Origin of the sequence: Pseudomonas sp. YQ_5 (genome assembly GCF_043103305.1) — a bacterium.
Lineage (GTDB): Bacteria > Pseudomonadota > Gammaproteobacteria > Pseudomonadales > Pseudomonadaceae > Aquipseudomonas > Aquipseudomonas putida_Y.
In genome coordinates, this window is the sequence record NZ_JBICJS010000027.1 from 1 (window position 1) to 12654 (window position 12654).

Annotated in this window: 7 protein-coding genes; 4 read left to right on the forward strand and 3 right to left on the reverse strand. The window is 62.1% G+C overall.

Going from position 1 to position 12654, the window contains the following annotated elements:
- The first annotated feature begins 357 nt into the window (after positions 1-357).
- The gene (locus tag ACF8EA_RS04435) at positions 358-1281 is read left to right on the forward strand and encodes a LysR family transcriptional regulator (protein WP_172402883.1); all 924 of its coding nucleotides are present in this window, start codon (positions 358-360) and stop codon (positions 1279-1281) included.
- Here ACF8EA_RS04435 and lysA read toward each other — a convergent pair.
- Complete coding sequence (gene lysA, locus ACF8EA_RS04440; RefSeq protein WP_392521172.1) at positions 1271-2509, reverse strand: diaminopimelate decarboxylase; 1239 nt, start codon at positions 2507-2509, stop codon at positions 1271-1273. The genes ACF8EA_RS04435 and lysA overlap by 11 nt on opposite strands.
- 123 nt (positions 2510-2632) lie before the next feature.
- Between lysA and ACF8EA_RS04445 the strand changes: the two genes are divergently transcribed.
- Positions 2633-3538 (forward strand): LysR family transcriptional regulator, encoded by a 906-nt coding sequence (locus tag ACF8EA_RS04445; RefSeq protein WP_021785504.1) that lies wholly within the window; start codon positions 2633-2635, stop codon positions 3536-3538.
- Positions 3539-3603: 65 nt separating this feature from the next.
- Here ACF8EA_RS04445 and ACF8EA_RS04450 read toward each other — a convergent pair whose 3' ends face one another.
- Entirely contained in the window at positions 3604-3957 is a 354-nt protein-coding gene (locus tag ACF8EA_RS04450) for a hypothetical protein (protein WP_014591821.1), read from the reverse strand.
- A 275-nt stretch (positions 3958-4232) separates the two neighbouring features.
- On the opposite strand from ACF8EA_RS04450, the gene ACF8EA_RS04455 reads away from it, so the two are divergent.
- On the forward strand, positions 4233-9098 hold the full coding sequence (locus tag ACF8EA_RS04455; protein WP_392521173.1) for an NAD-glutamate dehydrogenase: 4866 nt from the start codon (positions 4233-4235) through the stop codon (positions 9096-9098).
- Positions 9099-9212: 114 nt separating this feature from the next.
- Here the strand turns inward: ACF8EA_RS04455 and ACF8EA_RS04460 are convergent, their stop codons facing one another.
- On the reverse strand, positions 9213-10031 hold the full coding sequence (locus ACF8EA_RS04460; RefSeq protein WP_021785502.1) for a pyruvate, water dikinase regulatory protein: 819 nt from the start codon (positions 10029-10031) through the stop codon (positions 9213-9215).
- Positions 10032-10222: 191 nt separating this feature from the next.
- Between ACF8EA_RS04460 and ppsA the strand changes: the two genes are divergently transcribed.
- Positions 10223-12598 (forward strand): phosphoenolpyruvate synthase, encoded by a 2376-nt coding sequence (ppsA, locus tag ACF8EA_RS04465; protein ID WP_020193548.1) that lies wholly within the window; start codon positions 10223-10225, stop codon positions 12596-12598.
- Positions 12599-12654: the final 56 nt, after the last annotated feature.

Consider the following 12654-nt stretch of genomic DNA (forward strand, 5'->3'; position numbering starts at 1 on the left):
CAGGCGACGCACCTCTACCGCCATACAGGCGGCGCTCGATCTCCCAGGCGCCAAACAGGTTGTGGCAAGCCCCTGCTGGCCCTGACCCGATCCCCTCGCCGACCACCCAACCCGCCATTCAACGCACTGCGCGAATGGCGGCCAAAAAAGTGTCGGCATCATGAATGACCGCTTCGCGAGTCAACGCCTGGGCGGTGCACGGCAGGGGCGCGGAAGAGAAGAGAGCCGAAGATCACCCCGGTCGCTCAGTACGGGGCGATGGCGATTGCGTAGGGTGCAGTGCAGGTTTCGATTCGGCTAGGATGCTTGTTGATGCTGAAATTGAACCCACACAACAAGCACGGCCCGAGAGCACCCATGAACCGCAACGAACTGCGCAAAGCCGATATCAACCTGATGGTGGTGTTCGAAGCGCTGATGCAGGAACGCAACCTCACCCGCGCCGCGGAGAAGCTGTTCGTCGCCCAGCCCACGGTCAGCGCGGCGCTGGCCAGGTTGCGTACGATGTTCAACGACCCGTTGCTGGTTCGTGTGGGTAACCGCATGGAGCCCTCGGCCAGGGCCGAAGAGGTGATCAAGTACCTCACGCCAGCCTTGGATGCGATGTCCGTGGCCCTCAGCATGACCCATGATTTCGACCCGCTGACCAGCAAGATGACCTTCCGCATTGGCTTGTCCGATGATGTCGAGTCGGGCCTGTTGCCGCCGCTGTTGCGGGCGTTGCGGGTGGAGGCGCCAAACGTGGTGGTGGTCGTGCAGCATGTGGACTACTGGCGCATTCCGGACCTGCTGGCGGCGGGCGACGTGACGGTGGGTATCAGCCAGACCAAGGGCCTGCCCGCCAATGCCAAACGCAAGGTGCTACGCACCATGCAGGCCAGGGTAGTGCGGGCCGACAAGTCCACCACGCCGCTTTCACTGGATGAGTTTTGCCAACGCCCGCATGTCCAGGTTTCGCCGACCGCCAACACCCAGGGTGTGGTCGACGACTGGTTGAAAGACATCGGCCGTGAACGCAAGGTGGTCTTGTCGGTGCCACAGTTCAGTTCGTTGCCGGCGATTCTGGCCGGTACCGACCTGCTGGCCTGCTGCCCGGACTATGCCGCACAGGGTATGGAACGCTGGGGCAACCTGCAGGCCGAGACGCTGCCGTTCGAGACTGCTGCACTGGAGCTGGCCATGGTCTGGTTGAGCACCACTGACAGCGACCCGGCCGAGCGTTGGCTGCGTAGTCGCCTGGAGCACTACATGGGCGGACTACGGGAAGCGGTCACGGGATGATGTCGGTCTCCAGGCTCAGCAGGTCCTGCACCGTCTGCCGCCGGCGGATCATCCGCAACACCCCGCCCTCGATCAGAAACTCCGGCAGCAGCGGCCGGCTGTTGTAGTTCGACGACATCGACGCGCCATAGGCGCCGGCATCGTGAATCACCAGCAGGTCGCCCACCTGTGCCTGAGGTAGGTCCTGCGGGGTCAGTTCCTGGTCATTCTGAGTGAACACGTCACCCGATTCACACAACGGCCCGGCCACCACAGTCGGTTGCCGTGGGCGGTCCACCGGCTGGCCGTTGGCATCAAGCAGGGTCATGCCGTGGTAGGCGCCGTACATCGCCGGGCGCATCAGGTCGTTGAAGCCGGCGTCGATCATGACGAAGGTATTGCGGCCCACTTGCTTGACGGCGCGCACTTCGGCCACGAGGTAGCCCGACTCGGCCACCAGGAAACGCCCTGGCTCGATTTCCATGCGCACGGGGTGGCCAAGCATCGCTTCGACTTCCTTGCGCGCTACCGCCCAGGTCTGCGCATAGCGCTGCAGGTCGACCGGTTTGTCGGTGCTGCGGTAAGGGGTGGAAAGCCCGCCGCCAATGGAGAACGCCTCGATGTCCACGCCCAGGCGGCCGATCAGTTCGATCATCGAGCGGGCCACCTGTTCCAGGTGCTGGTAGTCCACCCCGGAGCCAATATGCATGTGCACGCCCACCAGGTGCAGGCCATAGGCCTTGATGCACGCCAGCGCCTCGTCCAGCTCTTCATGCCAGATGCCGTGCTTGCTGTTTTCGCCGCCGGTGTTGGTCTTGCGGCTGTGGCCATGGCCGAAGCCCGGGTTGATGCGGATCCACACGCGGTGGCCGGGCGAGCGTTCACCCAGTTGGCGCAGCATGTCGATGGAGCCTGCGTTGACTTCGATCTTCGAGGCCACCACTCGCTCCAGGGTGGGGCGGTCCAGTGCGTCACAGGTCAGCACCACGCCGGCAGGGTCACCGTCAACGCTCGCGCCGGCGGCGAAGGCCCGCTCCATCTCACCCAGCGACACTGCATCCAGCACCAGACCATGGGCGCGCATCAGGCGCAGCACATGCACGTTCGGGTTGGCTTTCTGGGCGAAACGTACAGTGTCGAATACGCTCAGTTGCTCGACACGATCGGCGATGGTGCGGGTGTCGTATGCCCATAGCGGCGAGCCGTGCTGGCGAACCGCCTCGGCCAGGAGGGTGAAGGGTGCGGTCATGGTGGCGTTACTCGTATAAGGAAGGCCACGAGGATGCGCCAAAGGGTGAATTCAGAAAAATAGCTATTCTTCTGCCAGCTATTCATATCTGATATACCAATTGTCGACTCTCCGGGTATTGCCGTGAAACTGTCCGTTCGCCACATCGAAGTGTTCCGCGCCATTATGGCGGCCGGTAGCGTCACAGGGGCGGCGCGCCTGTTGTTCACCTCGCAGCCCACCGTCAGCCGCGAACTGGCGCGGCTGGAGCAGGTGACTGGCCTGAACCTGTTCGAACGTGAGGGAGGGCGTCTGGTGGCCACAGCCCAGGCGTTGCTGCTGATCGAGGAGGTCGAGCGCGCCTACGTCGGGCTGGAGCGGATCGATCGCTTTGCCCAGGCCATCCGCAACTTCGAGCAGGGCCGGCTGGCCATCACCTGCCTGCCGCTGTTCTCGCAAACCTTGTTGCCCAAGGCTTGCCAGCGCTTTCACCAGCAGCACAGCGGCGTGAGCGTGAGCATTCTGGCGCAGGAGTCGCCTTTGCTGGAGGAGTCACTGGTTGCCCAGCAGCATGACCTTGGCCTGACTGAAGTCGAACAGATACCACGTGGCGCGTATGGTGAATTGCTGTTCAGTGCCAACATGGTGTGCGTGTTGCCCGAGCATCACCCGCTGCAAGTGAAGGCTGAACTGGAGCTGAGTGATTTCCATGAGGTCGATTTCATCAACCTGGCCAGTCTGGATACCTACCGCCAGCGTCTGGATCAGCACTTTCGTGCGGCCGGGGTCAACCGCCGCACGGTGATCGAAACCACCAGTGCAGCTTCGGTGTGCGCCATGGTCAGGCAAGGCCTGGGGGTGGCGATCATCAACCCGCTGAGCGGGCTGGAGGCGGCGCAAGGCGGGTTGCCGATCCGCCGGTTACGGGTGTCGGTGCCGTATCAGGTGATGCTGATACGCCCGGATCATCGGCCGGCATCGGCAGCGGTGGAGCCGTTTTGCGAGGCGTTGCGGGTGCAGGCGCAAGAAATGCAGGCAGCATTGGGCTAGGGCTTTGCGGGGCACTCAGATTCCATGCCATCCCCGCAGTGCCTGCTTCGCGGGTAAACCCGCTCCTACAGCTCGCAGACCAAGGTTCCAGTACCGGCCAGGATGTTTTCAAGGGTTTCCTTCACTTCATCCATGTCACTCAACTCGCTGGTCAGGTTGATCTCCAGCACTTCATCCCCCTTCAGCGCGTCCCGGTCACCGGCCGCCACTTCAATCAGCAGGCGCTTGGCGCTCAGGGTCACTTTAAGACCATCCAGCGTCGACGGCTCATCATCCAGGGTCAGGTCGACGGTGTCCTCGTCCGGGTAGCGGGTAAGCAGGAACATCTGACCTTTGTCGCTGTGGCAACACAGGGTCGCCATGTTGTCTTCCTCGTCATCGCAAGGGGTGGCGAACAGCAGGGCGGTGTTGATTTGCATGAGCAGGCTCGAATCAAAGGAAACGGAAGGGGATTCTGACAGTCTTGCGTACAGGCATAAACGTAAAGTTACCCCCCCTTGACCGAAATTGTCGCAGCGCTGCAAGCGTAGATGACCGATCAGTCGTTAAGCTTCGGCGAGCCCTGGGCGTGCCTGCGCACGTTCAACGTCTGGTTTTTTACCGTCCGCCATGCCACGGGTTGGCTATCGTTGATCCGTACACGGCGCACGCAGCGACGCTTCAATTATTACAAAGCCCAAGCGGAGTACCACAGATGGCGTTCTTCACCGCAGCCAGCAAAGCCGACTTCCAGCATCAACTGCAAGCGGCCCTGGCGCAGCACATCAGCGAGCAGTCCCTGCCACAAGTGGCGCTGTTCGCCGAGCAGTTCTTCGGCATCATCTCTCTGGACGAACTCACCCAACGCAGGCTTTCCGACCTGGCCGGCTGCACCCTGTCAGCCTGGCGCATCATCGAGCGTTTCGACCCCGAATATCCGCAAGTACGGGTGTACAACCCTGATTACGAACGCAATGGCTGGCAGTCGACCCATACCGTGGTCGAAGTGCTGCATCACGACCTGCCGTTCCTGGTCGATTCGGTGCGCACCGAGCTCAACCGCCGTGGCTACAGCATCCACACCCTGCAAACCACCGTGCTCAGCGTGCGCCGTGGCGCCAAAGGCGAGCTGTTGGAACTGCTGCCCAAGGGTACCCAGGGCGAGGGCGTGTGCTACGAGTCACTGATGTATCTGGAGATCGACCGCTGCGCCAATGCCGCCGAGCTGACAGTGCTGACCCGCGAAATCGAGCAGGTGCTGGCCGAGGTACGGGTGGTGGTGGCCGACTTCGAACCGATGAAGGCCAAACTGCGTGACGTGGTGGCGCAGGTGGAACAGACCGCCTTTGGCCCTGCCCAAAACGAAAAGAGCGAAGTCAAGGCCTTCCTCGAGTGGCTGCTGGATAACCACTTCACCTTCCTGGGCTATGAAGAATTCACCGTCAAGGGCGACGCCGATGGCGGCCAGATGGTCTACGACGAGCAGTCGTTCCTCGGCTTGCCACGCCGCCTGCGCGTGGGCCTGACCGCAGAAGAGCTGCGCATCGAAGACTACGCTGTGGCCTACCTCAACGAGCCGCTGCTGCTGTCGTTCGCCAAGGCCGCGCTGCCCAGCCGCGTGCACCGCCCGGCCTATCCGGACTACGTGTCGATCCGTCAGCTGGACGCCGACGGCAAGGTCATCAAGGAGCACCGCTTCATGGGGCTGTACACCTCGTCGGTGTATGGCGAAAGCGTGCATGCCATTCCGTACATTCGCGTGAAGGTGGCCGAAGTCGAGCGCCGTTCGGGCTTCGATCCCAAGGCTCACCTGGGCAAGGAACTGGCCCAGGTGCTGGAAGTGCTGCCGCGTGACGACCTGTTCCAGACGCCGATCGACGAGCTGTTCAGCACGGTCATGGCAATCGTGCAAATCCAGGAGCGCAACAAGATCCGCGTGTTCCTGCGCAAAGACCCGTACGGCCGCTTCTGCTACTGCCTGGCCTACGTCCCGCGGGAAATCTACTCCACCGAAGTGCGGCAGAAGATCCAGCAGGTGCTGATGGAGCGCCTGAAGGCCAGCGACTGCGAGTTCTGGACCTTCTTCTCCGAATCGGTTCTGGCCCGTGTGCAACTGATTCTGCGGGTCGACCCCAAGAACCGCATCGACATCGACCCGCAGCAGCTGGAGCGCGAAGTCATCCAGGCCTGCCGCTCGTGGCATGACGATTACTCGGCACTGGTGGTGGAGAACTTCGGCGAAGCCCAGGGCACCAACATCCTCGCCGATTTCCCCAAAGGCTTCCCGGCCGGGTACCGCGAGCGCTTCGCCGCGCACTCGGCGGTAGTCGACCTGCAGCATGTGCTGAGCCTGTCGGAAAGCAAGCCGCTGGCAATGAGCTTCTATCAGCCGTTGACCCAGGTTGGCGAGCGCACCCTGCACTGCAAGCTGTACCACGCCGACACCCCGCTGGCGCTGTCCGATGTGCTGCCGATTCTGGAAAACCTTGGCCTGCGTGTGCTCGGCGAGTTCCCGTATCGCCTGCGCCATGCCAATGGCCGCGAATACTGGATCCACGACTTCGCCTTTACCTACAGCGAAGGCCTGAGCCTGGACATCCAGCAGCTCAACGACACCCTGCAGGACGCCTTCATCCACATCGTCCGTGGTGACGCCGAGAACGACGCTTTCAACCGCCTGGTACTGACTGCCGGCCTGCCATGGCGCGACGTGGCATTGCTGCGCGCTTACGCCCGTTACCTGAAGCAGATTCGCCTGGGCTTTGACCTGGGTTACATCGCCAGCACCCTGAACAACCACACCGATATCGCTCGCGAGCTCACCCGGTTGTTCAAGACCCGCTTCTACCTGGCGCGCAAGCTCACCCAGGACGACCTTGACGACAAGCAGCAGCGCCTGGAGCAGGCCATTCTGGCTGCGCTGGACGACGTGCAGGTGCTCAACGAAGACCGCATCCTGCGGCGCTATCTGGACCTGATCAAGGCCACCCTGCGTACCAACTTCTACCAGCCAGACGCAAACGGCCAGAACAAGTCGTACTTCAGCTTCAAGTTCAACCCCAAGCTGATCCCCGAACTGCCCAAACCGGTGCCAAAGTTCGAGATATTCGTCTATTCGCCACGCGTCGAGGGCGTGCACCTGCGCTTTGGCAATGTCGCCCGTGGCGGCTTGCGCTGGTCCGACCGCGAAGAAGACTTCCGCACCGAAGTGCTGGGCCTGGTCAAAGCCCAGCAAGTGAAAAACTCGGTCATCGTGCCGGTCGGCGCCAAGGGCGGCTTCCTGCCGCGCCGTCTGCCGATTGGCGGCAGCCGTGACGAGATTGCTGCCGAAGGCGTGGCGTGCTACCGCATCTTCATTTCCGGCCTGCTCGACATCACCGACAACCTCAAGGACGGTGGCGTGGTGCCGCCGGCCAACGTGGTACGTCATGACGATGACGACCCGTACCTGGTGGTAGCGGCGGACAAAGGTACTGCGACCTTCTCCGACATCGCCAACGGCATCGCGATCGACTACGGTTTCTGGCTGGGCGATGCTTTTGCTTCCGGCGGCTCGGCCGGTTACGACCACAAGAAGATGGGCATTACCGCGCGCGGTGCCTGGGTGGGCGTGCAGCGCCACTTCCGCGAGCGCGGCATTAACGTGCAGGAAGACCCGATCACCGTCATTGGTGTGGGCGATATGGCCGGCGACGTGTTCGGCAATGGCCTGCTGATGTCCGACAAGCTGCAACTGGTGGCAGCGTTCAACCATCTGCATATCTTCATCGACCCCAACCCGGAGCCCGCTTCCAGCTTCGCTGAACGCAAGCGCCTGTTCGACCTGCCGCGCTCGGCCTGGAGCGACTACGACACCAGCATCATGTCCGAAGGCGGCGGGATCTTCCCGCGCAGTGCCAAGAGCATCGCCATCAGTGCGCAGATGAAGGAACGCTTCGCCATCGAACCCGACCGACTGACCCCGACCGAGCTGCTTAACGCGCTGCTCAAGGCCCCGGTGGACTTGCTGTGGAACGGCGGTATCGGTACCTACGTGAAGGCCAGCACTGAAAGCCACGCCGATGTCGGCGACAAGGCCAACGATGCGCTGCGGGTCAACGGTAACGAACTGCGCTGCAAGGTAGTGGGCGAGGGTGGCAACCTGGGCATGACCCAGCTCGGCCGCGTCGAGTTCGGCCTGAACGGCGGCGCCACCAACACCGACTTCATCGACAACGCCGGCGGCGTGGACTGCTCCGACCACGAGGTCAACATCAAGATCCTGCTCAACGAAGTGGTGCAGGGTGGCGACATGACCGAGAAGCAGCGCAACCAGCTGCTGGGCAGCATGACTGACGAAGTGGCCGGGCTGGTGCTGGGCAACAACTACAAGCAGACCCAGGCGCTGTCGCTGGCCGCCCGCCGCGCCCGCGAGCGGATTGCCGAGTACAAGCGCCTGATGGCCGACCTTGAGGCGCGGGGCAAACTTGACCGCGCCATCGAATTCCTGCCGTCCGAGGAGCAGTTGGCCGAACGCCTGGCTGCCGGCCATGGGCTGACCCGCGCCGAGCTGTCGGTGCTGATCTCGTACAGCAAGATCGACCTCAAGGAGCAACTGCTCAAGTCGCTGGTGCCGGACGACGACTACCTGACCCGTGACATGGACACCGCTTTCCCGCCGTCCCTGGTCAGCAAGTTCGCCGAGGCCATGCGTCGCCACCGCCTGAAACGGGAAATTGTCAGCACCCAGATCGCCAACGACCTGGTCAACAACATGGGTATCACCTTCGTCCAGCGCCTGAAGGAGTCGACCGGCATGAGCCCGGCCAACGTGGCCGGGGCCTATGTGATCGTGCGCGACATCTTCCACCTGCCGCACTGGTTCCGCCAGATCGAGGCGCTGGACTATCAGGTGCCCGCAGAAATCCAGCTCACCCTGATGGACGAGCTGATGCGCCTGGGCCGTCGTGCCACCCGCTGGTTCCTGCGTAGCCGCCGCAACGAACAGGACGCCGGGCGTGATACCGCGCACTTCGGGCCGAAGATCGCGCAGCTGGGGCTGAAACTTGATGAACTGCTCGAAGGCCCCACCCGCGAACGCTGGATGGTGCGCTACCAGGGCTTTGTCGAGGCCGGTGTGCCGGAGTTGCTGGCGCGTATGGTGGCGGGTACCAGCCACTTGTACACCCTGCTGCCGATCATTGAAGCGGCCGACGTTACCGGCCATGAGCCGGCGCAGGTGGCCAAGGCGTTCTTCGCCGTGGGCAGCGCGCTGGACCTGACCTGGTACCTGCAGGAAATCAGCAACCTGCCGGTGGAAAACAACTGGCAGGCGCTGGCCCGCGAGGCATTCCGCGACGATATCGACTTGCAGCAGCGGGCGATCACCATTTCGGTCCTGCAGATGGCCGATGCACCGGAAGACATGGATGCCCGCGTGGCACTGTGGGCAGAGCAGCACCGGGGAATGGTGGAGCGCTGGCGCGCCATGCTCGACGACCTGCGCAATGCCACGGGTACTGACTATGCGATGTACGCGGTGGCCAACCGCGAGCTGGTCGATCTGGCCATGAGCGGGCAGGCGGCGGCGGTGCCGTCCTGAGCCTTGTAGTGAGGTAAAACAAAGCCCCGGCAGTGATGCCGGGGCTTTTTTGTATGCCTGGGCTGGCCCTTTCGCGGGTGAACCCGCTCCTACAGGGGGCGGGCCCGGACAGGTTTACTTGAACCGTCTCTCCACACCTTTCTCAACCAGGATCTTCGCCGAAATCTCTTCCACCGAAAAATGCGTGGAATTGATGTTGGGGATGTTCTCCCTGCGGAACAGGCTTTCCACCTCACGTACTTCGAACTCGCACTGGGCAAAGCTGGAATAGCGGCTGTTGGGCTTGCGCTCGTGGCGGATGGCGGTGAGACGGTCGGGGTCGATGGTCAGGCCAAACAGCTTGTTGTGGTGCTTTTTCAGCACCGCCGGCAGCTGCAGGCGCTCCATGTCGTCTTCGGTCAGCGGGTAGTTGGCGGCACGGATGCCGAACTGCATGGCCATGTACAGGCAGGTTGGGGTCTTGCCGCAACGCGACACGCCAACCAGAATCAGATCGGCTTTGTCGTAGTAGTGGGTGCGTGCACCATCGTCGTTATCCAGGGCGAAATTCACCGCCTCGATGCGCTCCATGTAGTTGGAATTGCCGCCGATCGAGTGGGATTTGCCCACGGAATACGACGAATGGGCGATCAATTCCTGCTCGAGCGGGGATAAAAACGAAGAAAAGATGTCGATCATGAAGCCATTCGACGTCGCCAGGATCTCGCGGATGTCCTGGTTGACGATGGTATCGAAGATGATCGGGCGGACCCCGTCCCGCTCGGCCGCCGCGTTGATTTGCTGGACCATGGCCCGCGCTTTGTCCGGCGAATCGATGTAAGGACGGGTGAATTTGTTGAAGGGAATGCTCTCGAATTGCGCGAGCAGACTCTGGCCCAGGGTTTCGGCAGTGATACCCGTGCCGTCGGAGATGAAGAACGCGGTTCGTTTCATTTGCGATCTGGGCCTTAAGCTGATGACGATTCTTGGATATGATAAGTTCGGTTTGCCGAATGCGGCTGTCGACATTCTGCCACATTTGCAGAGCCTATTTTCCAGGTACAGGCCACAAACGCCCGGCCAAGTCAAAGAAGACAGGCGGGCGCCTTTTGAGCTTTTCCAACACAGTTAGTGGAGAGATCACCTTGGTAGAGTACGTAGTTTCCCTCGATAAGCTCGGCGTCCATGATGTGGAGCATGTGGGGGGCAAGAACGCATCCCTGGGCGAGATGATCAGCAACCTTGCAGGTGCTGGTGTATCGGTGCCGGGCGGCTTTGCCACTACGGCGCAGGCGTACCGCGATTTTCTCGAACAGAGTGGTCTGAACGACAGGATTCACGCTGCGCTCGACGCGCTGGACGTTGACGACATCAATGCCCTGACCAAGACCGGCGCGCAGATTCGCCAGTGGGTCATGGAGGCCGAATTCCCGCCACGACTGGATTCGGAAATCCGTACGGCCTTCGCCGAAATGGCCGCCGGCAACGACAACATGGCCGTTGCCGTGCGTTCCTCGGCCACTGCCGAGGACCTGCCGGACGCCTCCTTCGCCGGCCAGCAGGAAACCTTCCTCAACATCCGCGGCGTCGATAACGTGATCCGTGCGGCCAAGGAAGTGTTCGCTTCGCTGTTCAACGACCGCGCCATCGCCTACCGCGTCCACCAGGGCTTCGATCACAAGCTGGTAGCCCTGTCTGCCGGTGTGCAGCGCATGGTCCGCTCCGAAACCGGCACCGCCGGTGTCATGTTCACCCTCGACACCGAGTCGGGCTTCCGCGATGTGGTATTCATCACTGGCGCCTATGGTCTGGGCGAAACCGTGGTGCAGGGTGCGGTCAACCCTGACGAATTCTACGTGCACAAGAACACCCTGCAGGCCGGGCGCCCGGCCATCCTGCGCCGTAATCTGGGCAGCAAAGCGATCAAGATGGTCTATGGCGACGAAGCCAAGGCCGGCCGTTCGGTCAAGACCGTCGAAGTCGACCGCGCCGAGCGCGCACGCTTCTGCCTGACCGATGCCGAGGTCAGCGAGCTGGCCAAGCAGGCCATGATCATCGAGCAGCACTACCAGCGCCCGATGGACATCGAGTGGGCCAAGGACGGTGACGACGGCAAGCTGTACATCGTCCAGGCTCGCCCGGAAACGGTGAAGAGCCGTTCCAGCGCCAACGTCATGGAACGCTACCTGCTCAAAGAGAAAGGCACCGTGCTGGTCGAAGGCCGTGCCATTGGCCAGCGTATCGGTGCCGGCAAGGTTCGTGTCATCAACGACGTATCGGAAATGGACAAGGTCCAGCCGGGCGACGTGCTGGTCTCCGACATGACCGACCCTGACTGGGAGCCGGTGATGAAGCGCGCCAGCGCCATCGTCACCAACCGCGGTGGCCGTACCTGCCACGCGGCGATCATCGCACGTGAGCTGGGTATCCCGGCGGTTGTCGGTTGCGGCAACGCTACCCAGGTACTGAAAGACGGCCAGGGCGTGACCGTTTCCTGTGCCGAAGGCGATACCGGCTTCATCTTCGAAGGCGAACTGGGCTTCGACATCAAGCAGAACTCGGTCGATGCCATGCCGGAACTGCCGTTCAAGATCATGATGAACGTTGGCAACCCGGACCGCGCCTTCGACTTCGCCCAGCTGCCCAACGCCGGTGTCGGTCTGGCACGCCTGGAGTTCATCATCAACCGCATGATCGGCGTGCACCCCAAGGCGCTGCTGAACTATGCGGGCCTGCCTGCAGACCTGAAAGAAAGCGTCGACAAGCGCATCGCCGGCTACAACGATCCGGTCGGCTTCTACGTCGAGAAGCTGGTAGAAGGCATCAGCACCCTGGCGGCGGCCTTCTACCCGAAAAAGGTCATCGTGCGCCTGTCGGACTTCAAGTCCAACGAGTACGCCAACCTGATCGGCGGCAAGCTGTACGAGCCGGAAGAAGAAAACCCGATGCTGGGCTTCCGTGGTGCTTCGCGTTACATCAGCGAATCGTTCCGTGACTGCTTCGAGCTCGAGTGCCGTGCACTGAAGCGTGTGCGCAACGAGATGGGCCTGACCAACGTCGAGATCATGGTGCCGTTCGTACGCACCTTGGGCGAAGCCAGCCAGGTTGTCGACCTGCTCGCCGAAAACGGCCTGGCCCGCGGCGACAACGGCCTGCGCGTGATCATGATGTGCGAACTGCCGTCCAACGCCATCCTCGCCGAAGAGTTCCTGGAATACTTCGACGGCTTCTCGATCGGCTCCAACGACCTGACCCAGTTGACCCTGGGCCTGGACCGTGACTCGGGCATCATTGCCCACCTGTTCGACGAGCGAAATCCTGCGGTGAAGAAGCTGCTGGCCAACGCCATTGCCGCGTGCAACAAGGCCGGCAAGTACATCGGTATCTGCGGCCAAGGCCCTTCGGACCATCCGGACCTTGCCAAGTGGCTGATGGAACAGGGCATCGAAAGTGTGTCGCTGAACCCGGACTCGGTACTCGAAACCTGGTTCTTCCTCGCCGAAGGCCAAGGCGCGGCCTGATGCAGTGAAACGCGGGAGGACGTCTGGCGTCCTCCTGCCTGGTTTTTTCCAGGGCG